The 22,562-nt window shown below is 70.6% G+C and carries 15 protein-coding genes; 7 read left to right on the top strand and 8 right to left on the bottom strand.

Features of this window, described 5'->3' with window-relative positions; translation table 11 throughout:
* Window positions 1-159: 159 nt before the first annotated feature.
* The 5 genes from EV186_RS11615 to EV186_RS11595 all read left to right on the top strand — a co-directional run bounded on the left by EV186_RS11615 (window position 160) and on the right by EV186_RS11595 (window position 6,433).
* The gene (locus EV186_RS11615; protein WP_133849244.1) at window positions 160-498 is read left to right on the top strand and encodes a sigma factor; all 339 of its coding nucleotides are present in this window, start codon (window positions 160-162) and stop codon (window positions 496-498) included.
* A 34-nt stretch (window positions 499-532) separates the two neighbouring features.
* The gene (locus EV186_RS38845; protein WP_166659088.1) at window positions 533-769 is read left to right on the top strand and encodes a sigma factor-like helix-turn-helix DNA-binding protein; all 237 of its coding nucleotides are present in this window, start codon (window positions 533-535) and stop codon (window positions 767-769) included.
* 65 nt (window positions 770-834) lie between these two features.
* Entirely contained in the window at window positions 835-3,096 is a 2,262-nt protein-coding gene (locus EV186_RS11605) for a translocation/assembly module TamB domain-containing protein (protein ID WP_133849242.1), read from the top strand.
* A 119-nt stretch (window positions 3,097-3,215) separates the two neighbouring features.
* Window positions 3,216-3,557 carry an MmcQ/YjbR family DNA-binding protein gene (locus EV186_RS11600; protein ID WP_243753975.1) on the top strand — a complete coding sequence of 114 codons (342 nt, stop codon included), beginning with the start codon at window positions 3,216-3,218 and terminating at the stop codon, window positions 3,555-3,557.
* Between the two features lie 146 nt (window positions 3,558-3,703).
* Window positions 3,704-6,433, top strand: coding sequence for a VWD domain-containing protein (locus EV186_RS11595; protein WP_133849241.1), 2,730 nt, complete (start codon window positions 3,704-3,706; stop codon window positions 6,431-6,433).
* Between the two features lie 33 nt (window positions 6,434-6,466).
* Here the strand turns inward: EV186_RS11595 and EV186_RS11590 are convergent, their stop codons facing one another.
* Window positions 6,467-9,265 carry an AAA family ATPase gene (locus EV186_RS11590; RefSeq protein WP_133849240.1) on the bottom strand — a complete coding sequence of 933 codons (2,799 nt, stop codon included), beginning with the start codon at window positions 9,263-9,265 and terminating at the stop codon, window positions 6,467-6,469.
* 221 nt (window positions 9,266-9,486) lie between these two features.
* On the opposite strand from EV186_RS11590, the gene EV186_RS11585 reads away from it, so the two are divergent.
* Window positions 9,487-11,478 carry a putative Ig domain-containing protein gene (locus tag EV186_RS11585; protein ID WP_166659124.1) on the top strand — a complete coding sequence of 664 codons (1,992 nt, stop codon included), beginning with the start codon at window positions 9,487-9,489 and terminating at the stop codon, window positions 11,476-11,478.
* A gap of 69 nt (window positions 11,479-11,547) precedes the next feature.
* Here EV186_RS11585 and EV186_RS11580 read toward each other — a convergent pair whose 3' ends face one another.
* From EV186_RS11580 to EV186_RS11560, 5 genes are all read right to left on the bottom strand, one after another.
* Window positions 11,548-13,653: a dipeptide ABC transporter ATP-binding protein gene (locus EV186_RS11580; protein ID WP_208115571.1), complete on the bottom strand. Its 2,106-nt coding sequence runs from the start codon at window positions 13,651-13,653 to the stop codon at window positions 11,548-11,550.
* An 8-nt stretch (window positions 13,654-13,661) separates the two neighbouring features.
* A complete protein-coding gene (locus EV186_RS11575) occupies window positions 13,662-14,576 on the bottom strand; it encodes an ABC transporter permease (protein ID WP_133849237.1) in 915 nt (304 codons plus the stop codon).
* Entirely contained in the window at window positions 14,573-15,550 is a 978-nt protein-coding gene (locus EV186_RS11570; protein ID WP_133849236.1) for an ABC transporter permease, read from the bottom strand. Before EV186_RS11570 ends, EV186_RS11575 begins: the two co-directional genes overlap by 4 nt.
* 42 nt (window positions 15,551-15,592) lie before the next feature.
* On the bottom strand, window positions 15,593-17,410 hold the full coding sequence (locus tag EV186_RS11565; protein WP_166659123.1) for an ABC transporter substrate-binding protein: 1,818 nt from the start codon (window positions 17,408-17,410) through the stop codon (window positions 15,593-15,595).
* A 134-nt stretch (window positions 17,411-17,544) separates the two neighbouring features.
* Window positions 17,545-18,243 carry a helix-turn-helix transcriptional regulator gene (locus EV186_RS11560; protein WP_133849234.1) on the bottom strand — a complete coding sequence of 233 codons (699 nt, stop codon included), beginning with the start codon at window positions 18,241-18,243 and terminating at the stop codon, window positions 17,545-17,547.
* 180 nt (window positions 18,244-18,423) lie between these two features.
* Between EV186_RS11560 and EV186_RS11555 the strand changes: the two genes are divergently transcribed.
* Complete coding sequence (locus tag EV186_RS11555) at window positions 18,424-20,076, top strand: TPR end-of-group domain-containing protein (protein WP_133849233.1); 1,653 nt, start codon at window positions 18,424-18,426, stop codon at window positions 20,074-20,076.
* Here EV186_RS11555 and EV186_RS11550 read toward each other — a convergent pair.
* Both EV186_RS11550 and EV186_RS11545 read right to left on the bottom strand, forming a co-directional pair.
* Window positions 20,045-21,037 (bottom strand): isoaspartyl peptidase/L-asparaginase, encoded by a 993-nt coding sequence (locus EV186_RS11550; protein WP_208115570.1) that lies wholly within the window; start codon window positions 21,035-21,037, stop codon window positions 20,045-20,047. The two genes, EV186_RS11555 and EV186_RS11550, sit on opposite strands and share 32 nt — an antisense overlap.
* Window positions 21,034-22,488 carry a M20/M25/M40 family metallo-hydrolase gene (locus tag EV186_RS11545; RefSeq protein WP_208115569.1) on the bottom strand — a complete coding sequence of 485 codons (1,455 nt, stop codon included), beginning with the start codon at window positions 22,486-22,488 and terminating at the stop codon, window positions 21,034-21,036. The genes EV186_RS11550 and EV186_RS11545 overlap by 4 nt, the downstream gene beginning before the upstream one ends.
* Window positions 22,489-22,562 lie beyond the last annotated feature (74 nt).

Here is a 22,562-nt window from a genome sequence, read left to right as displayed (position 1 = left end):
CCAGCATTGCGCTGCCGTCACCGATCAACGCCATCAAGTGATGGTCGGCCGGTTCGGGCCGGGCTGCTGGTGATCACCGCGCCGCATAAGCTCCAAATCCTGCTGTCCCAGACCCTGACGGTGGTGTCCTGTTGGCGCTGACACCCGGGGTGAGTATCGATGGCGGGGCCACAATCGGTGACGGTCGGCGCCGTACCGGGACCTGATGAGCTGGGCACGGCGGCCTTCGAGGCGGTGGTCGAGGCGGCGATCGGTGGTGGCACGGCGGAGATCAACCAGCTGCTCCTGTGGGTCCGTCCGGCGCTCACCCGCTACTGCCGTGCGCGGATCGGCACCGGATCCGCCGCCAACGGTGACGTCGACGACCTGGTTCAGGAGGTGTGCGTCGGCCTGCTCGCCGGGTTGTCGACTTTCGGGGAGACCGCCACGATTCTGGGCGTTCCTCTACGGCATCGCGAGCCACAAAGTCGTCGACCACCACCGCAAGTGCGGGCGTGACCGCAGCGACAACGGGTCGACAGTCCCGGACCACATGGACCCGGCGCCCGGTCCCGAGCCCACCGTGGTCGTCCGGGACAGCGCAGCTCGGATCGGTGTCCTGATGAACCGCCTCAGCGACCGTCAACGCGACATCCTCGCGATGCGCCTGTTGGCCGGCTTGTCCTCGCGGGAAACCGGACAGGCGATGAGGATGACCGCAGGCGCGGTCCGGGTGGCTCAGCGCCGGGCCTTGAACCTCCTGCGCAAAGCGATGGTCGCCGACTTCTGATGCGGCCAGGCCGCGGACCCTGCCTCCGTCGATCTGGCCCTACCGTCTTGTAACGAGCCATGGGGATGGCTCGACGTTCCGGTGGATGTTTCCGATCTTCGGCGGTGGTGATGGGTAGGAGGGCGCTGCTGCGGGCCGGGCGGCGTGGCGTATGGGCTGACCTGGCCGGAGGTCGCCTCGACGCGGACGTGGTGCGTGCGGTCTGCCTTGATCTGGATGGGGTGGATCCCCGTGGTTTGCTCATCCGTCGTGGCGAGGTGCGGGGGTCGCTGGATCTCAGTGGGCTGACGGTGCCGGTTCCGCTGCGGTTCGACGATTGCACGTTCAGCGATGTCGTCCGGGTGGACAGCGCCCGGTTGCATGAATTGGCGTTGACCAACTGCCGCTTGGACAAGGGTTTGCAGGCCAACGGCGTGCATGTAGAGCACGACCTTGACCTGTCCGGTTCGCACGGCCGCGGCGCGATCAGCGTGGCAAGCACCATCAAGCGCTCGGCGATCTGGCTCTGTGAGGCCGAGATCGGTGGTCGCCTGCTGTGCATCGGCACTCGGGTCGACGCGGATGGTGAGCGGGCCATCCAGGCGGATCAGCTTCGCGTGGGCGGCGCGATCCAGCTGGTCAACGGGTTCGTGGCGAACGGCGAGGTCCGGCTGCTGGGCGCGAGCATCGCCGGATCGGTGAACTTCTCCGGTGCCCGGATCGACAACCCGGGCGGACCTGCGGTCAACATGGACGAGGCGGTGATCGGCGGCAACGTCGTGATGACGGCGGAGGTCGGCGCCCGCCGGCCGGTGATCAACGGCTGGATCTGGATGAGTTCGGCCCGGATCGCCGGGTACGTACGCGTCCGCAACGCGGAGTTGACCGCGACCGGTGACAAAGAGGCAATCTGGGCGCCGCGCCTGTCGGTCAACGGAGACGTGACCTTCGACGGCGACTGCACGATCCGCGGCAGCATCGACTTCTCGCTCGGCGACTTCGGCACCGTCCGATTCGGTTCCGGCTGTGTGCTCGACGCGCCGGACGGCACTGCGCTGGACCTCACCAACGCCGAGTTGCGCTCTGGACTGATCCTTCACGAGGGCGTCGAGGTCGCCGGGACGCTTCGGCTCGAGGGCGCGACGATCAGTGGAAACGTGACGCTGCAACGGATCTCCCTGAGCCGGCCGGGCGGCCGGTCGTTGCTCGCGGCCAGCTCCGTGCGCGTCGCCGGGGACGTCGAGCTGCAAGGGCTGCGGGCCGAAGGCGGGTTGCTCAACCTCCGTGGCGCCGACCTCGGCAACACCCTCGATATGAGCGGCGCCACCTTGGACAACCCGGGCGCGCTCACGGTGCGGCTGCTCGGTGCGCGCGTGCGCGGCTCGGTGCGGCTGACCGACGGGTTCGCCTCGAACGGCGGCGTGATGCTGCGCCGATCGATCATCGAGGGCCGACTGGACCTGCGTGACGGCGAGTTCGTCAGCACGGCAGACCTGCCCGCGATCGACGCCGAGTCCACCGTGGCACAGGGCGGCATGTACCTGACCTGGCGTCGGGTGGAGTCCAGCGTCACCTTCATCTCCAGCCGCACGACCGTGCTCGCCGACGACCCCGATCGCTGGCCGGAACGCTTTGCCGTCAGTGGCATGACCTACGAGCGGTACGGCTCGCTCGGCTGGGATGGCAAGGCACGCGCTCGATGGCTGGCCCGGCAGGCGACGTTCGACTCCGGACCGTACGAACAGGCGGCCACGGTCTTCCGCCAGCACGGTCGCCCGGCCGATGCCGAGCAGTTGCTGATCATGCAGCGGCGCCAGGCGCACCGGGAGTCGATGTCGGCAAGGCGGCCGTGGAGCCGCTGGCCCCGGGCGGCCGTGCATTCCGTGTACGGCCTGTTCGGTTACGGATACCGGCCCGGCCGGGCCGGCTGGCCATTGGTGCTGTTGCTCGGGCTGGTGTTCCTGATCGCACAGCTCCCGATGGGCCTAGACACCATGCGCGCCACCGATCCACGCGGCAACGTCTACTCACCCGGCGGCCGGGTCATCACCGTCGACCCGGCCCCGGCATCGCCCGAGCTGACCGGTGAGTTCGTGGTGCCCGCGTCGACACCCGCCCGCGCCGACCCGTGCGGCGACGGTCAGGTGCGGTGCTTCAACCCGTTCTTCTACGCCGTGGACACCGTGGTGCCATTGGTGTCGCTGAACCAGCGCGCGACCTGGTACCCGGACCCGCATGCGCCGAACGGGCGTCTCGTCGAGTGGCTGCTCGACGTCGCAACGCTGCTCGGCTGGGCGCTGTCGTCAATCCTGGTGCTGTCCGCGGCCCGTCTGGCACGCAACGTTTGACGCTCACACGCACCTGCGTCCGTTCCCCGATTGGGCAGGATTCGAACCTGCGGCCAAGAACGACAAGGGCAAGCACGTACACGTTCGCGCAGGCCGGGCGGCCAGGGGAGAATGGCGGCGTGGGTGTGCCCAGTGAACGGTTCCTGCGGATGGTCGACGGCCTCGCCGGGGTGCAGCGGGCGAAGGCGCGCGACTACCTGTCGTTCAGCGTCGCCGGGAAGCGCTTCGGCTACCACTGGCCGCGGACGAAGACGGTTGGGTTGAAGCAGACGTTGTCCGAACAGGTTGCGCTCGTGGCCGAGCGCCCGGACGTGTTCGAAAAGCAGTTCACCGCGGGCGGTTTCGGCTGGGTCGTCATCCACCTGAGCCGGATCGCCGAGGACGAGCTGAACGAACTGCTGTACGAGGCGTGGCGGCTGACCGCGCCCCAGGAACTGGTCGATCACCACCCGTTGTCGTGAGATCAGAGCGGCCCACGCGCAGGCTCCGTGCATGCCCCGCTTGAGCACCTGCTTCCCTCTGCCGGTACCCAGGAAGATCCGCTGTTGATGTATCAGCGGCCGTTCGGCCCGCTCTGATCAACGGGTCGAACGCGAGGGAGAAGCGAATGGGTGGCGCACGGTGGCTGGCGCGGGCGGCACTGGTCGTTGCCGTGGTGTGGGGTGCGGGACTGGCCACTGGCGGCCCAGCGGGTGCTCAAGCCGGCGGCGTGACGCTCGCGGGTGGCGCGTCCAGTTCGACCTACACGCTCGGCGATCCGGTGCGGCTGCGGTTCACCGTGACCGTCGCGGACGGCCGGTCCTGCCTGCTCAGCTCGCTGGGCTCGGGCACGCTGTCGATCACCGATCTCACCGTGGACGGGGCCCCCGTGCGGCCCGCGCTGACCACGATCGGCTACAGCGACAGCCTCGCCGACCAGCTTGGCGCGAGCCTGTCCGCACCGGGGCGTGCCGCGCCGCTCGAGCTGACCGGCGGACCTGGGGACACCGAACCGGTGCTGAACGCGGTCTCCTTGTCGGCCACGGGGCAGAACGTGCTCAGCCGCTGGCCGGTCGGCCGCGCGGGCCGGTACACGGCCACTGTCGTCTATGGCTACCCGGCCGTTGCGAACGAGGCGAAGCGTGCCTGCCCCGGCTTCAGCAACCCGGTCACGGTTTCGTTCACCGTCGGCGCGCCGGCGCACCCGCCCTCGTTCCCGTGGTGGTGGGTGCTCGGCGGTGGTGTGGTGCTGCTCGCCGTCGTCGGCTGGATCCTCTTGGCCCGCCGGCATCGCGGGGCGGCGGCAGTGGTCCTGCTGATGCTCGCCGCACAGGCGTTCTGGGCGACAGTGCCCAGCCATCCGGCCAGTGCCAAGGTTCTGGTGCAACCCAAACCGAGACCGGACGCCAAGCCCGACCCGAAGTTCGCCGCCGCGGAAGCCCGGTGCATGGCGGGGTTCGGCAAGCCCGGCGGCGATCCGTCGAAGATCATCGACTGGATCAACAGCACCGACAGGCTGATCGTGATCGCGAAAGGGGTCGTGCCCCGCGGCGCCACGTACACCCCGAACCCGCAGGACGCGACCAACAAGGTCGGCACCGACGCGATCATCAGCTGGGATCCGAATTCGACGGCGCCCTACAGCGACGGCACCCCGGCCAACGACTGCGCCGAGCTGTACCACGAGCTGTTCCACGCCTACCAGATCTCCCGAGGCGAGCAGAAACCCGGTTTGTGCTTGTCGGGCAACGGAACCATCGAACGGACCGAACTGGAGGCCACGCGGGCCGAGAACGCCTACCGCGCCGGTCAGGGCCTGCCGCAGCGCACCGGCTACGGCGGTGTGACGCTGCCGCCCGGCGACGGGTGCGAGCTCGCGTCCGGGCCACCCCGGCCCACCAACGCCAGCGACATCTGCACCGGATCTGGGTGCGCGGGCACCAACGGCGACCCGCACCTGTCCACATTCGATGGTCGGCACTACGACCTGCAGGCGGCCGGGGAATTCGTCGCCGTCCGGTCCGGAACCGATCTGCAGGTCCAGGTTCGCCAGGTGCCGTATCCCGGTTCTCGGCAGGTCAGCGTGAACCGCGCGGTCGCGATGGCGGTTGCCGGAGACCGGCTGGGGATCTACCAGGAGGACACCGGTCTGCGGGTCCGGCTCAACGGCATCGACCGCGAGTTCACCGGGTCCACGAAACTGCCCAAGGGCGGCACCTTGACCCACGGCGGCGACCAGTACGAGGTGCGGTGGCCGGACGGCTCGCGGGTGTGGGTGCAGGTGACCGGTGGCTGGGGGCTCAAGGTCGATGTGCTGGCGTCGACCGCGCGCCGCGGCAGCACCAGGGGACTGCTCGGCGACTTCGACGGGAACCCGGACAACGACCTCGCGAGCCCGAGCGGGTCGGCGCTGCCGGCGAGCCCGTCGTTCGACCAGCTGTACCGGGTGTTCGCGCCGGGCTGGCAGGTCACCGCGGCGACCTCGCTGTTCGACTACCCGAGCGGTCAGAGTCCCAAGACGTTCGCCGATCCGACCTTCCCGGACGACGAGGTCACGCGCGCGGACCTGGACACCGCGACGGCCGAGCAGATCTGCCGGTCGGTCGGTGTCACGGCGGCGCCGTTCCTGGACGACTGCGTGCTCGACGTCGCGTTGACCGGGCAGTCGGACTTCGTGACCAGCGCGGCGCAGGACCAGGCGAGCGCGGCGACCTCACCGAACACCGATAACGGCGGCACTCCGGACACGGTGCACCCCAACGGCACGCTGCACGACGGTGACACGGTTCGCGGGCAGATCACGCAGAAGGCGGGCAAGGTCGTGTACCCGCTCGACGTCGGTGACGCGACGGTCGTGCAGCTCGAGGACGTCACGGGCGACCCGCCCGCGTTGCGGATCGAGATCGCCGGACCAGACGGGGGACAGCAGCCGGGCTTCATGGTCACCCGCAACAACCAGTGGCGGGTCGTGCCCCACGGCAGCTACCAGCTGGTGGTCTCCCGGCCCGACGAGGCGGGCGGTGCCTACTCGTTCCGGGTCGTGACAGCCAAGGAGCGCAGGCTGCCCACCACCCTCGGCTCCACAGTGGACGGTCGGCTGGACGTGCCCGGCCGGGTCGACCTGCACGCGCTGACCGTAACGGAACCGACGAAGATCAAGCTGACCGGTGGTGCACCGTGCGAGGGCGTCGCCGTCGCCGTTGTGGAGGACGGGCCGCAGCCACGCGCCTACAGCCCCGCCGGGCCGTGTTTCGACATCCCGCTCGCCGACCTCGAACCGGGCAGGCACTACCTCATCGTGGTCTGGTCCGCGGCCGCTCACCCGGTCGACTACCGGTTCACCATCACGAAAGCATGAGCCGCAACGTCGGCGGACGAACCTGCCCGGCCGTCAGACGGCGGTGCGCAGGTCCGCGCGCAGCGCCGTGAACAGCCGCGTGGCCTTGTCACGCTCCCGTTCGGCCGTTGTGGCGCGGCCCTGGCTTCGTGCGACGTGGGCCCAGGCCGCGCGCACACGTGCCTCCAGCGGTGGCGAGCCCATCCGCTCGGCCAACGTGAGCGCCTCGTCCAACGCCTCGGCGGCCTCGCCACGCTGACCCAGTTCGGCCCGTACGAGCGCGGTGACGCGCAACGCATCGGTCAGTGCCAGCAGGTGGTCGACGCTCTCGGCGCGGCGAACGGCGTCCGCGGCGAACCGCTCGGCTTCGGCATGCCTGCCCGCGACGAGACACGCCTCGGCAACCACTGGCAGCATGTCGGTGACCTGCCAATCCTGCTCGTCGGTCGGGTCGAGCACGGGCAGCAGCAGCCGCATCGCGCGCTCGCCCGCACCGCGGCGCAGCTCGCCCTCGGCGACGGTGGCCGTGGCGTTGCGGACCAGGTCGAGGTTGCCGGTGGCGCGACCGATCGCGATGGCGCGGTGCAGGTCGGGCACCACGGTCTCGAACCCGCCCGCGGCGATCATCAAGGTGCCCCGGCACACCAGCGCCCAGCCCTCGCACAGCGCCGGGCCACCGCTGCCCAGCAGCCGTGCCCGGTCGAACCGCTCGTAGGCGGCCTTCCAGTCCCCGAGCCACAACGCGCTCGCGCCCGCGTTGCACACCGCGCGGCTGAGCACCTCCTGGTCACCATGCTGCTCGGCCAGCGTGAGGATGCGCAGGTACTGCTGGTCCGCTCTGGTCAGCTCGCCCCGGTAGTGCGCGATCACGGCAACACCGGTCAGCGCGCGGACGAGCGTGTCGGTGTCCCCGGAGAGCTCGGCGAGTGACGCCGCGGCGTGCAGGTCGGCCAGGGCATTCGTGTTGTCGCTGAGCAACCGCGCGGCGCGGCCACGCCACAGGGGCCCGGCCGCGATCGCACGGTCGTCCTGGTGCTTGGTCGCCGCGGCGATCGAGCGCGAGCATTCGTCCCTGGCTTCGCGGTGGCGTGCGCTTTGGTACAGGTTGGCCGCCTTCGCCAGGTGCAGCTGGGCCGGCAACGACGGCGCGCCGTCGCCGTCGGCGAACGCGGTCGCCAGTCGCGCAAGGCCCTCCCGCGGCGAGCCGCGCAACGCGTGCAGGTGGCCGATCCGCGCGGTCAGCAGCTGCTCCCGGTCGCTGTTGCCGTGCCGTCGGTGGGCGAGCAGTGCCCGCTCCGCGGTGGCCAGCGCCTCGTCGTAGCGACCTGCCGCGGCCAACGCCGTGGCGAGCGCCTCTTCGGCGTCGGCGGCGTTGTCCGTCGCCACGCACCCGCGGTCGACACGGTCGAGCAAGTCGACCAGTTCGGCAAGGTGCCGGCCGGCGGCCGCCTGCGCGGTAGCCTCGCGAACGGCGGTGTAAACCCGCTCGACGTCCCGGGCCTGGTTGACGGGGTACGCGGGCAGCGTGCCGCGCGAGACCGGTGGGGTGCTCGCCGTCTCGGCGAGCCGCTGCCGCAGTGCGTGGCGGCGGGTCGGGCCGAGGTCGGCCTGGATGACCTCGGCGACCAGCTCGTGGGTCAGCCGCACGCCGTCGTCGGTCTCGTCGAGCAGCCGCGCGGCCCGCGCCGGCGCGAGGAGCGCGGGCAGGTCCGCGACCGGGCATGCCATCGCCGCGGCCAGCCGGTTCACGCCCAGGCGGCCCGTGCCGACGGCGAGCAGGGTCAGCAAGTCGGCGGTGGCGGTGGGCAGCGCGCTGATCTGCTTGCGCACCAAGCACGTCAAGCTCCACGGCAGCCCGCCTGAGCCGGCGTCCTGGTCGGCGAGCGCCTTCCCGAGGTGGACCAGGTACAGCGGCAGTCCGCCGGCCAGCCTGAGCGCGCGCTGCACCGCGTCGGGTGGCAGGTCGTCGGTTCCCGCGGCCTGCCGTACCAACGCATCCGCGGCGGGCGCGGCGAGCGGCCCGAGGGGGCAGTGCCCGACGAGGTCGGCCCGCAGCAGACCATCGACCAGGTCGGCCAGCGGGCCGTCGGCTGGTACCTCGCCGTCCCGGTACGCGGCGATCACCCGGATCCCGTGCGGGTGCCCGGCTTTCGTCACCTCGGCCACCAGCTCGAGCCCGTCCGGGCCGGCCCGGTGCAGGTCGTCGAGCACCAGCAGCAGGCCGTGCGGGCCGCGGGCGCCGATCAGGAACCTGGTCACGGCGTCGGCCATGCGCGTGCGATGCGACGGCATGACCGGCCACGCGCGGTCCTCGGACGGAGCACACGAAACCGGTTCAGGCAGCGCGCGCATGTGCGCGACGACGGCGTCGACGACCGGTGCGTACGGCACGTCGCCGAAGCGCTCGTGCTCGGCGCGCAACACCGTCATGCCCGCCGCGGCGGCCAGCGTCGCGGCCTCGGCCAGCAGGGACGACTTGCCGATCCCGGCGGCCCCGGTCACCAGGAGCATCGGCGCGCCCGAGCCCGACAGGTGCTCCACCACGCAAGCCAGCGCGCTGTCCCGGCCGACCAGGCCGGTGACCGGCCGCGGCGCGCGATCCCGAACGGCGCTCTGGTGCGCCACGCGTGCGGCCTCGAACAAGGCCGAGCGATCTTCGCCGATCAGGCCGAGCCCGTCGGCCAGCAACTCCACGGTGAACTTGCGCGGTCTGCGGGCGCCGCGTTCCAGGTTGCCGACCCCGCGCACGCTCAGGCCGCAGCGCTCCGCGAGCTCCTCCTGGGTGAGGCCGGCCGCGCGGCGCAGGCGGCCGAGTACCGCCCCGAACGTCGCCGCGCTGTCGGTGATCGGCACGGCACCAATGGTCCGTCCGGGCTAGTGCCGATGTCGAGGATTCCCAGTTGCCGATGCGCACGCGGTTTGTTCCTGCCGGTGGTCCGCCGGTTGTGCCTGTTGTTCCTGGAGGCCGAGGTCCTCGTGGCCACAAATGAGTGGGCAGCCCAGTCATGGGTGTGCGCGGACAGAAGGGATGGACCCAGCAAATGCGTGTTGTGTCAGCTGTGCGGCGCCTAGCGGTGACCGGTGCGGCTCTGCTCGCCGCCGGCTTGGGGGTGGCGGTCGGCCAGGCACCCGTGGCCTCGGCCGCCACCGTGCCCCAACTCGTGCCCGCCTCGTGTGCCACCGCACCGGCCGGTCACGCCAAGTGCCAGGCGATCCAGCTCGTTCCCGGCACCAGCGCCGCGCCCGCGACCGCGGTCAGCCCCACCGACCTGCAGAAGGCCTACGGCGTCACCGGCCTGAAGAGCAACGGCGCGACGGTCGCCGTCGTCGACGCCTTCCACGACCCCAACATCGAACGGGACCTGGGCGACTACCGCAGCCACTGGGGCCTTCCGCCGTGCACCAAGGCCAACGGCTGTCTCAAGGTCGTCGGCCAGGACGGCTCGAGCAACCTGCCCACGCAAACCGACTCGGGCTGGGCCACCGAGATGACCATCGACGTGGACGCGGTCAGCGCGGTCTGCCCCGACTGCCACATCCTGCTCGTCGAGGGCAACACCAACGACGACACCGACCTCGGGGAGGCGGTGGACAGTGCCGTGCGGTTGGGCGCGAAGTTCGTCTCCAACAGCTACGCCGATCACGAGAGTTCCATCCCGTCGGACTCGGAGACCCACTACAACCACCCGGGCGTCATGATCGCCGCGGCGACCGGTGACAACGGCACCGAGTCCGGCAGTTCGACCGAGTACCCGGCCAGCTCGCCGGAGGTCGTCGCGGTCGGCGGCACCACGTTGACGCCGTCGAGCAACAGCCGTGGCTTCACCGAAACGGCGTGGAACAAGGGTGGCAGCGGCTGCTCGAGCAAGTTCGGCAAGCCGAGCTACCAGAACGTCACGACCAGCTGCAGCAAACGCGCCACGTCCGACATCTCCGCCGAGGGCGACCCCAACACCGGCATCGTGATCTACCAGAACGGCGCGACGTCGCAGTGGGGCGGCACCAGCCTCGCCACCCCGATCGTGGCGGGCATCTGGGCGCTGGCCGGCGCGCCGAACAGCGGCGACAACGCGGCGTCCTACCCGTACGCGCACCCGGGCAACTTCAACGACATCACCTCGGGCAGCAACGGCGGCTGCGGCACGGTGGTCTGCAACGCGGGCACCGGCTGGGACGGCCCGACCGGTCTCGGCACGCCCAACGGCACCGCGGGCCTGCTTCCCGGTGGCGGCAACGGTTCAGTGACCGTGCAGAACCCGGGTGACCAGAGCAGCACGGTGGGCCAGGCGGTCAACCTGAAGATCACCGCGAGCGGCGGCACCAGCCCGTACACGTTCAGCGCCAAGGGGTTGCCTGCCGGTCTGTCGATCGACAGCTCGTCCGGGGCGATCTCGGGCACGCCCACCACCGCGGGTGGGCCGACGGCGGTGACGGTGACCGCGACCGACAGCGCAGGCAAGTCGGGCACGGCAACGTTCAACTGGACGGTGACCGCGGTCGGTCAGCCGGCGATCACCAACCCCGGTAACCAGACCGGCACGGTGGGCCAAGCGGTGAACCTGCCGATCAAGGCGACCGGCGGCACCACGCCGTATTCGTTCAGCGCCAGTGGTTTGCCTGCCGGTCTGTCGATCGACAGCTCGTCCGGGACGATCTCGGGCACGCCCACCACCGCCGGCCAGTCGGCGACCACCGTCACCGTGACCGACGCGAACGGCAAGACCGCCCAGGCGAGCTTCACCTGGACGATCAACCCGGCGTCGACCAGCACCCTGAAGGCGGCGTTCACCCTCGACTACGACTACGGGTGGGGCGCGTTCGGCCACGTGACCATCACCAACACGGGCAGCACGGCGGTCACCGGGTGGAAGGTCACCTTCGACATCCCGACCAGCGAGTACCTGTGGACGGTCAACCCGGGCACGATCGTCAGCAACACCGGTCACGTCGTGGTCACCGGTACGGGCACCATCCCGGCGGGCGGGACGCTGTCGGTGCAGACCACGTTCCAGGTCAACAGCGGCAGCTTCGTGACGCCGGCCAACGTGGCGGCCACGAACCGCTGACACCAGGAACCGGCAACGGGGTCGCGGACCGACGAGGGCCGGTCCGCGACCCCTCGATGTGCATGGAACTCATCGCGGCCTGCGGATCTGGGTGGGCGACGCGACGGCCCACTCGTTGGGTTGCGTTGGGACGGGGCGCTGGAGCGGGAAGTGGCAAGCACCGAAGTGGTCCGGCCCGAACGGCCGCATCGGTGGCTCCTCCTGCGCGCACACCGGCTGCGCCAAGGGGCACCGGGTGCGGAACCGGCAACCGCTCGGAGGGTTGGTCGCCGAGGGAAGCTCGCCGCCGATGTGCCGGGTCCTGCTTCGGGCTTGCGACACATCCGGCACCGGGATCGCGTCGATCAAGGCGCGTGTGTACGGGTGGGCGCTGCTCTCGTAGATCCGGCGTGCCGGACCGACTTCCACGAGCTTGCCGAGGTACAGCACGCCGATGCGCTCGGCCATGTACCGGACCACGGCGAGGTCGTGGGAGATGAACAGGTAGGTGAGGCCGCGGGTGGCCTGCAGACCCTTGAGCAGGTTCAGGATCTGAGCCTGGATCGCGACGTCGAGGGCCGACACCGGCTCGTCCGCGACGACCAGCTTGGGATCGAGCACCAGGGCCCGGGCCAGGCCGATGCGCTGGCGCTGACCGCCGGAGAACTCGTGGGGGTAGCGCTCGACGGACCTGGCCGGCAGACCGACCTCGTCCAGCAGGTCCCGCACGATCCGGCGTCGTTCGGCGCGACTCCCGACGCCCTGGATCGCCAGCGGCTCCTGGAGGATGGCGCCGACGTGCATCCGTGGGTCCAGTGAGGCGTACGGGTCCTGGAACATCATCTGGAACTCTCGGCGCTTGCGGCGCAGCATCGAACCGCGCAGCTCGCTGACCGGGCTCCCGTCGATGTGGACCGCGCCCGCGGTCGGCCGGTCGAGGGCGACGGCCAGGCGGCCCACGGTGGTCTTGCCCGAGCCGGATTCACCGACCAGGCCGAAGGATTCGCCGCGGCGGATCGCGAAGGACACGTCGGCCACGGCGCTCACCACCGCACCGTGCCTGCGCCTGGGCCTGCGCCGCAGGATGCCCGACGAGAGCGGGAAGTCCCGGACCAGGTGCTCGACCGCCAAGATCGCCGGGCGACGGTCCTCGCCTGGCTCGTCCGCACCCGCCGGTTCGCCGGCCACCTCGACGCGCGTGCTCGCACGAGCCTCGCCGGTGCCGGCTTGGTGGATGCACGCGACCCGGTGGCCGTCGCCCGCGTCGACGGCCTGGATCAGGGCCGGTGGCTGCCCCCAGCAGTCGGGCCGGACGTGCCGGCACCGCGGCGCGAACCGGCAGTGCTCGATCGGCTGGGTCAGCTCCGGGGCGTTGCCGGGGATGCCGGCCAGCCGGACCGAGGGGTCCTGGTCCAGCCGCGGCACCGACGCCATCAGGGCCTCGGTGTACGGGTGGCGGATGCGCGCGAAGACCTCCTCGGTGGTGGCGTCCTCGATGATCTGCCCGGCGTACATGACCTGCACCCGGTCCGTGTGCCCCGCGATCACGCCCATGTCGTGGGTGATGAACAGGACCGCCATCCGCAGTTCCGCGCGGAGCCGGTCGATGAGGTCGAGGATCTGCGCCTGGATCGTGACGTCGAGCGCGGTGGTGGGCTCGTCGGCGATCAACAGCCGGGGCTCGCACGCGAGCGCGATGCCGATCATCACCCGCTGGCGCAGGCCACCGGACAACTGGTGCGGGTAGGCGTCGAACCGCTCGGCGGGCCGCGGGATCTCGACGAGGTCGAGCACCTCGAGCGCCCGGGCGCGGGCCTGCTTGGCCGAGACGCCGCGGTGGATCCGGACGACCTCGGCCACCTGGGCACCGACGGTCTTCATGGGGTGCAGCGAGCTGAGCGGGTCCTGGAAGATCATGCCCAGCTGGTCGCCGCGCACCGCACACAAGGCGGGCTCGGGCAGGCCCAGGAGTTCCTCGCCGAGCAGCCGGATCGAGCCGCTGGTGACGCGGGCGGCGGCGGGCAGCAGGCCCATGATCGCCAGGCCGGTCGTCGTCTTGCCACAGCCGGATTCACCGACCAGGCCCAGGCTTTCGCCTTCGCCGAGGTGGAACGAGACACCGTCGACGGCCGTCGACGCGCCGTCGCGCAACGCGAACTCGACGGTCAGGCCGTCGACTTGCAGCACTGGGGTCACGGCCTTCCTCACCCTCGCGCGCGGTTCTTGACGAAGAAGGCGTCCCGCAGCCCGTCGCCGACGAAGTTGAACGCGATGACGACGAGCACGATCGCGGTTCCGGCCGGGATGATCAGCCACCAGTAGCCGGCGTAGGCGAACGTGATGCCGTTGGCCAGCGACGAGCCCCAGTCCGGCTGCGGGGGCGGGACGCCGATGCCGAGGTAGCCCAGCCCGGCGACGGCCAGGATCGCGTCGGCGACCTGGAAGGTCGCGTTGACGGCGATGGTCCCGATCGTGTTCGGCAGCAGGTGCCGGACGACGATGCGGGGATTGCGCCCGCCCATGCCGCGGACCGCCTCGACGAACTCCTTGCCGATGATCGTCAGCGACTCGCCGCGGATCAGGCGCGCCGGTCCGAGCCAAGCCAGCATCGCGATCACCACGATGAGGAACGGCACCGAGAACGTCACCATCTTCGCCAGCGCTATCAGCAGGAACAGCGCGGGGATCGAGGCGATGCCGTCGACGACACGCATCATGACGGCGTCGACGGGACCGCCGATCACCGCGGCGATCGCACCCCACAGCGCCCCGAACACCGTCGCGAACAACGCGGCCGCGATGCCGATCTCGAGCGATGCCTGACCGCCCACCATCAACCGCCCCAGCACGTCGAACCCGACGTCGTCGGTCCCCAGTGGATGCCCAGGCGAGCCCGGCGGGAGGTTCGCGTCGGAGAGCTGCGAGTGCGCCTGGTCGGTGTGGTGCAACAGCGGGCCTGCGAAGCAGAAGAGCACCAGTGCGGCGAGGATGAGCAGGCCGACCAGGGCAAGGCGGTTCTCGGCGAACACGCGGGCGAACGCGCGTCCGGGCGATCGGTCGGTCCGTTCCCCGGCCGGTGCCGGATCCGGCGGGTCGAGCGACTCCGGGTTCATCGTCATGGCGCGCCGCCCGTCCGGGTCACCGCGGACCGGTCGCGGACCCGGGGATCCAGGATCGCGTAGCCGATGTCCGCGAGGAGGTTCCCCATCACCGTCGCGAAGCCGACGAGCAGCACGATGGCGAGCACGACGGGGAAGTCGTTGGCCTGAGCCGAATTCCAGAACAGGAGCCCGACGCCGGGGTAGTTGAAGATCTGCTCGACGACGATGCTGCCCGACAGCATCCAGGTCACGTTCATGCCGAGCAACGTGACGACCGGGCACAACGACGCCCGAAGCACGTGGCGCCACATGACCCGGCGGCCGTTCGCCCCTTTGGCCCGCGCGGTGCGCACCCAGTCCTCGCTCATGCCGTCCAGCAACGACGAGCGCAGGTAGCGGCAGAACCACGCCACCGAGCCGAGGGACAGCGTGGCGATCGGCAGGACCATCGCCCGCAGGTCGTGCAGGATCTCGGCCAGTGAGCTCGTCTGCGGCGCCTCGGTCGGGAACATGCGCAGGCGCACGGCGAACAGGATCACCAGGACGAGCCCGAGGAAGAACGACGGCATGGCGTAGAGGACGAAGGAGAAGCCGCTCACCACGTAGTCCGAAAGCTTGTTGCGCCGCACCGCTTGCAGGATGGCCAGCGGCATCGCGATGGCCAGCGACACCAGCGTGGCCGCCGCGGTGAGGAACAACGTCTTCGGTACCGCCTGCCAGACCGCCGAGCCGACCGATTGGTTGAGGTAGGAGGAGTAGCCCAGGTCGCCGCCGAACAGGTGCCCGATCCAGATGCCGTACTGCACCGGCAGCGGTTTGTCGTAGCCCTGCTCGTGGTTGAACCGGGCGATCTGCTCGGGCGTGGCCAGCTGTCCCAGCAGCGCCCGGCCCGCGCCGTTGGGCAGCGAGTGGATGAGCGTGTAGACGATCAGGGTCACGACGAAGAGGACCGCCACCGCCTGGCCCAGCCGACTGGCGACGTACCGGGTCATGTCGTCCCCTCCACCTGCGCGGCTCCTGGTCCTGGTGTGGGGCTAGGACAACGACCAGTACTCCGGGGTGAGCGCGCGGTTCAGCGGGGCCGCGCCCTTGACCCGGTCGGACACGGCGGCGACCTGCAACGGGAAGGACGGCTGCCAGATGCTCGGCACCTGCTCGGCGGCGTATCGCTCGTAGTCCGCCATCGCACCGCGATCCGAGGAGGTCAGGGTGGCGTCGATGAGCTGGTCCATCCGCGGGTCCGAGTAGCTGCCGAAGTTCTGGCTCGCCCCCGTCCCGAAGTAGTCCTTGCCCGACGGGAAGGGCGAGGAGTACCCGTTGGCCCCGGCGTTGATCATCTGCCAGCCGCAGGTCGCCTCGTCCGGCTTGCAGGCGATGAGGTTGCCGACCACCTGGTTCCCGGTCTCCTTGGCCAGGTGGATCGTGATCCCCGCGCCGCTCGCGTCGGAGGCGAACTGCTGCATGATCTGCTCGACCCGGGTGTTGCCCGCGGTCTCCTCGAGCTTGAACTCGAGCGCCTTGCCCTTCGGGATGCCCGCACCGCACTGGGCCGGACCGGTGCCCGGGTTGTCGCAGGTGGCCGTGCCGGAGCCGGCGACCGACCACCCGTGCGACTGGAGCAGGTGCTTCGCCCGGTCGACGTCGAACGGATAGGGGTTCGACGTCGTCGCCTTGGAGACGTACGGGGTGACCGGCTGCTGCGGGATGGGGCCGTACTGCGCGAACCCGTAGCCCTGGTTGGCTTTCTGCACCGCCAGGTCCTGGTTGACCACGAGTTGCAGCGCCTGCCGGATGTACAGCTGGCGGAACAGCGGGCCGGCATCGGGGTTGTTGTAGTTCATCTGGACGCTGAAGTAGGCCAGGAAGGGCACCGGGTCGAGCTGGTAGCCCGGGACCGGGCTCGGACCGGTGGGCGAGCCCGGTGCCTTCGGCTTCAGGTTCGAGGTCGGGATGTAGCCGACGTCGACGGATTTCGACAGCAGGGCGTTGTACTCGGCCGCGTCGGACTGGAAGAACTTGAACGTCAGCGCCGCGAGCTTCGCCTTGACCGGGCCGGAGTACTTCGTGTTGGGCTTGAACGTGTACTGGGTCCCGCGCTGGTAGGACGCGAGCGTGAACGGTCCGTTCACGACGCTCCACAATGGACTGGAGGTGTATGTGCTCTGGTCCTTGGCCTGCCCGCTGAGGTAGTCGTAGACGGCTGGGCACGAGGTGGCCTGCGCCGCCGTGTCCTCGGACGCGCAGCTGCCCTTGGTACCGGAACCGGTGACGTCCCAGGCGATGGGGAACGGCGTGATCTGGCCCAGCTCCGCGTTCAGGAACCCGTCCGGGGCGACCGCCTTGTTCAGGGTGAACGTGACCGTGTTGGCGGCGTCGTCGTAGGCCACCGAGGCGAGGTCGTCCGGGATCGAACCGGCCGTGTAGTAGGCCCAGTTCTTCTTCTCGGTGCGGGCAAGCCCGAGCCAGAACGCGACGTTCTTGGGCGTGAGCTTCTCGCCGTTGGACCACCGGAAGTCCTTGAGGTGGACCTTGGCGACGCGGTTGCCGTTCGACCAGACCGGCGGGTCGGCCAGGGAGAGGTCCTCGTTGAGCACGGGGTCGGCGCCCTTGCCGAACCAGTACAGCGGCCGGTACATCAGCCGCTGGAACTGTTGCACGTTCTGCACGGTCGCGTACTGCGGACCGTAGAACGGGAAGATGTAGTTGACCTGCGTGCCGGCCTGGGCCACCACCGCGGTCGACCCGTTTGCGGAGTCGGCGTCCACGCTGCCGCACGCGGCCATGCCCACGGCGAGTGCGGCCGCCGCTAAACCGGCGCCGATACGGCGACTCTGTCGACCACGAAGCTTCACGGCGAGCTCCTTCATCGGCCGCTCGGCGAACCGTCAACGAGGTTCGCGGCCGGATTCTGGACGCTTGGTCTAGGCCATCGACAGATAGTCTTAGGGCGGTCGGCGCCGGCCGTCAAGGGATTGGTCCGACCGGGCTACTTCGGCGACCGGCTTTCCTCACGCACGCGCGCGAGGTAGTTGTAGGCGGACGCGCGGGACAGGCCGAGCCGCTCGGCCACGAGCGGAACCCCGCGGCGCAGCTGGAAGACGCCGAGTTCTTCCAGCGCGCGGAAGACGGTCGACCACTCGGCGCTGCTGAGCCGGTCGAGCGACCCGAGGTCCAGGTCGCGCTCGACCTTGTCCAGGGCGGCGTCGATGACCTGCGAGACGTCGTTGCCGAACGTCGAGATCGGCGTCGGCGTCGCGGCCTGCTCGCCACCCGCGGAGAACTCGGTGAGGAGCCGGGCGACCCGCCGGACCTCGGTGACGTCGACGTTGACGCACAAGGCCCCGACCACCCGGCCGCCGGTGATCCGCAGCAACATCGTCGAGGATTTCACCACGCGCCCGCCGGGCAGCCGGATCAGGTAGTTGAGCTTGTCCTCGGCGGCGTCGCCCTGGCGCATCAGGCTCAGGCCGATCTCGCTCATCGGCGACCCGACGGCCCGGTCGGTGACCTTCCCGGCGACGGCGATGGCCGAGTGCTCGGGCTGCCGGTAGTCGTGCAGGACGATCTCGCTGGTCGGCCCGAAGGTCTGCTGGAGGCCGGAGATCACCGTCGTCATGGTGGCGAACAACCGGTCGGCTTCGGCCTGCTGCTTGGCGGTCAGCTGTGCCGCACCCTGCTCAACCATGGCTGATCCTCGCTCTTCGCACGTGTCCGCTTGTTCGCCGTTCCGATGTGGACACCAAACCACGAGACGCCCGGATCGCCTCGGCTCGCACGCGCGCGTCGGGGCACTTGACGCCCACCGTGTCCGCGCTGAGACTATCTGTAATGGAGTTGGACTAAACGTCCAGGCCATGCGGGACGAGTGGGGGAAGCGATGGTGAGCGGCGCCGACCAGCTCCGCGCCGTCGCCCGCGCGGAGGCCTACTCCAGCCGCGCGGCGTGGGCCGAAGCGGCGACGACGTGGGAGCACGTGGTCGCCGCCAACCCGGTCAACGGCGACCACTGGGAACGGTTGGCGCAGGCCCGGTTCCACCTCGCCGACTTCGCGGGCGCACTCGCCGCGCTCGAGCAGGTCCTCGTGCTGGGGGTCTCGGCGACACGGGAGGACACCGTCGCTCCCGGCGAGCTCCGGTACCGGGTGGCGTGGTGTCACGCCGAGCTGGGGGACACCGACCAGGCTGTGGCCGCGTTGTGCGATGCCGTCGCGAGTGGCTACCGCGACGTCGCCGGGCTGGCGGACGACGAGCGGTTCCGGAAGGTGTGCGGCCACCCGCGTTTTCGCGAGCTCCTCGGCTCGGTCCCGCGGGCCGGGCTCGGGCGAGACGACGGCTGGCGCACCAACCTCGAAGCGCTGGCCGATGAGATCCGCCGGCGTGCCCCGCGTCCTGCGCCGACGCTGGATGTCGAGGCGCTGGTGGCGGCCGTGCCGCGGTTGTCCGACGCGCGGATCGTGGTGGAGCTGACCAAGCTGGTGGCCCAGCTGGACGACGGGCACGGCTTCGTCGAGGTCCCCGCGGGCGATCCCGAGCTGAGCCTGCTCCTGCCGGTGCAGTTCTCCCTGTTCCCGGAGGGGCTGTTCGTCGTGGCCGCCACCCCCGAACACCAGGACCTGCTCGGCGCCGAGGTCGAAAGGTTCGACGGGCGAGAGGTGGCCGAAGTGCTCGACGCACTGGGCCCTTTGGTCAACAAGGACAACGAATACGGGGCACGAGAACGCATCGTGCAAGTCCTGCGGCGAGTGCCGATCCTGCACGCGTTGGACCTGACGCACGCCCCCGACCGGGTCACGCTGGGCCTCTGGGCCCCGGACCGGCGGTCCACCGACGTCACCCTGAGCGCCACGCCCGGCGCATGGGCGCAGCGAAACGAGCTGCCCGCGCCGCCGGGCTGGCTGTCCTTTTCGGACACGTCGACCGATCGGCCACCGCTCTACCTGCGCAACTGCGAGGCCTTTTACTGGTTCGAGCACCTGCCCGAGCAGCGGGCGGTCTACTTCCAGTTCAACACCATTCGCGACCACCCGCACGAGTCGATCGAGGCCTTCGCACGGCGCCTGTTCGAGTTCATCGACCGCCACGAGATCGAACGGCTGGTGGTCGACCTGCGCTGGAACGGCGGCGGCAACAACATGCTCGTGCGACCGCTCCTGAACGGCCTGACCGGCAGCAGGCGGATCAACCGGCGGGGGAGCCTCTTCGTCGTCATCGGGCGTCGGACGTTCTCGGCCGGGCAGTACGTCGCGACGGCCATCGAGGCGGGCACCGACGCGATCTTCGTCGGCGAGCCGACCGGGTCGCGGCCCAACTTCGTCGGCGAGACCACGCCGTTCCGGTTGCCGCACCGCGGGATCCGGGTCAACGTGTCGGACGTCCACTGGCAGAACTCGTGGCCGTTCGACCATCGCAGGTGGATCGCGCCCGAGCTGTACGCGCCGCCGACGTTCGCTTGCTTGCGCGCCGGGCGCGACCCGGCGATGGAGGCGATCACCGGGGTTTGGGCGGCGCTTCCGCACTGATCAGGCGGCGGGGGAGCACCGCGAACTCCGCCATGTCCGTGGACTGGTGGACGAACGTCGCGTCCTGCTCGGCCCGGTCCGCGCCGGTGATCACCGCCGCGTACCCGCCGTCCCGGTCGACGGCGAGGATCTCGATCCCGCCACTTTGCGGGTCGTCCAGCGTTTCGGTGTCCAGCGCCGCCTCGGTCAGGGAGTCCACAAGGGACATTCCCAGCTTCAGGTACAGCACGACACTGCGTGCCGTGCCGCACCGGGTGGTCACCTCGCCGTGCCCGGTGCAGGTCGCGGCGCCGTAGCGGTCGTCGGCGTAGTTGCCCGCACCGATCAGCGGCGTGTCCCCGAGGCGTCCTGGGTGTTTCCACTCCCAGCCGCTCGTGCTCACCGCGCTGGCGATGTGCCCGTCCTGGTCGCGTGCGATGAAGTTGACCGTGCCGGTGTTGCGGTTCGGGTCGAGCATCCGCCGCACGTGACCCGCCACCGCGGCGGGCTCGTCGTCGGCGCGGTCGGGAAGCGCCAGCAACGAGCGCACAGCTTCCGCGTCACCCCCGAGCCGCTCGACCATGTGCGTGCGCCACAACTCGCGGCTGGCCGGGGTCAGCAACGTCGTGCGGTCCATGCCGAGTGCGGCGGCGAACCGTTCGGCACCCGGTCCGGCCAAGGTGACGTGCGGCAGGTCCTCCATCACCCGGCGGGCGAGCGTGATCGCGTGCTGGTAGTCGCGGACGGCCCCGACGGCCCCGGCCGCACGCGTCGACCCGTCCATGATCGAGGCGTCCAGCTCGACCTCGCCGAGCACGTTCGGCAGCCCGCCCCGGCCGACGCTCGTGTCGGCCTCGCTGGCCTCCACGAGCCGGGTGCCGGCCTCCACCGCGTCGAGCGCGCTACCGCCTCGGCGCAGGACCTCGATGGCGGCGCCGATGCCGAGCTCGCCGTTGCGGCTGGCGACCACGAACCCGTTCACGGCACGGCACCGAGGATGTGGGCCACGCAGGCGGTGAGCTTGTGCGCCGTCGGGAGGTGCAACATCTCGTCGGGCGCGTGGGCGTTCGAGCCGGGCCCCAGCACCCCGGTCGCCAGGATCTGCGCATCCGGGAACCGCGCGCGCATCGTGCTCAGGAACGGGTTCGTGCCGCCGCGACCGACCGCCGCGGCCGGTAGCCCGAAGTAGTGGTGGGACGCGTCCGTGATCGCCTTGTCCAGCCAGTCCGCGCGGCGCGGCGCGTCGAATCCGGCACCGAGGTTGAGCAGTTCGAACGTCACCCGCGCGCCGGCCGGCGGGTTCGTCGTCAGCGCTGTGCGCAGGGCATCGGAGGCGCGCTCGGGATCGGCCGAGGGCGCGAGCCGGATCGACAGCTTCAGCGTCGTGAACGGCCGGATGACGCTCCCGCCGTCCGCCACCGCGGGCAGGCCGCCGGCACCGGTGACGGCCAGCGCGGGCTCCCAGGTCTGGGCGCGCAACAAGCGGACGAGCTCCGCGCCGGACGGGGCCGGATCTGTTGGCGCGCCGGGTAGTCGCGGCACGCGGCCGAGTGCCGCGGGCCCGCCGTCGCGGGCCAGCGCCTCGAGCTCCGCGACCCGGTACGGCGGAACTTCGGCGTAGCACTCGTCGACCAGGATCCTGCCGGTGTGCTCGTCCTCGATGCGGGACAACAACTGCCGCACCAGCCGGTAGGAGTCCGGCACGACGCCACCCCACCCGCCGCTGTGCGCCTCCTCGGCCAGCACGTCGACGCGGACCGTCGCGACCGCGTGCCCGCGCATCGACGTCGTCACCCAAAGCCGGTCGTAGGTGGGACTTCCGGAGTCGAGGCAGATCGCCAACCCGGGCCCGGCCGGGCCGACGAGCGACTGGAACCGCGCATCGTCGAGGTACGGCGCGAGGTGGGCACTCATGCTCTCCTCGCTCGCTTCCACGAGGATCACGCACCGGCCGTGGCGGTGGCCCTGCTCCCGCAACAGGCGCAGCGCGCCCAGGGCGGCGAACACGGCGTAGCCGTCATCGGCCGCACCCCGGCCGTAGAGCGCGTCGCCCGTTCGCGTCGGTTCGAAGGGTCCCGCGCCGAGGTGCCACGGGCCCGCGGGCGGCTGCTTGTCGAGGTGGCCGTAGAGCAGGGTGGGCCGGGTGCTTTCCCGCGCCACGGGGAATGCGGGAACGTCCACGACGACAACGGGTGTCAACCCGGGAAGCCGGAGGATCTCGGCGGTCGCGTCGTCGAGGCCTTGCCGATCGGCCCAGCCGCGGATGTGCTCGGCGGCGGCCATGAGGTACCCGTTGCGTTCCCATTCCGGGTCGAAGTCCGGTGACAGCGCGGGGATCCGGATGAACTCCTCGAGGGCGGGAAGGCCTTCGTCGTGCCAGAACTGCTCGGCGCCGGACAGGAGCTCGGCCGGCGGGGATGCCTGCGCCTCCAACGAAACCCTCCTGTCTGGACACTTAGTCCACACCATTGACGAACAGTCTTACGCTGGCTAGCGTTCAAGCGTCA

It is taken from the genome of Labedaea rhizosphaerae, from assembly GCF_004362825.1.
GTDB lineage: Bacteria > Actinomycetota > Actinomycetes > Mycobacteriales > Pseudonocardiaceae > Labedaea > Labedaea rhizosphaerae.
This window is presented reverse-complemented; position numbering and strand designations above follow the sequence as displayed.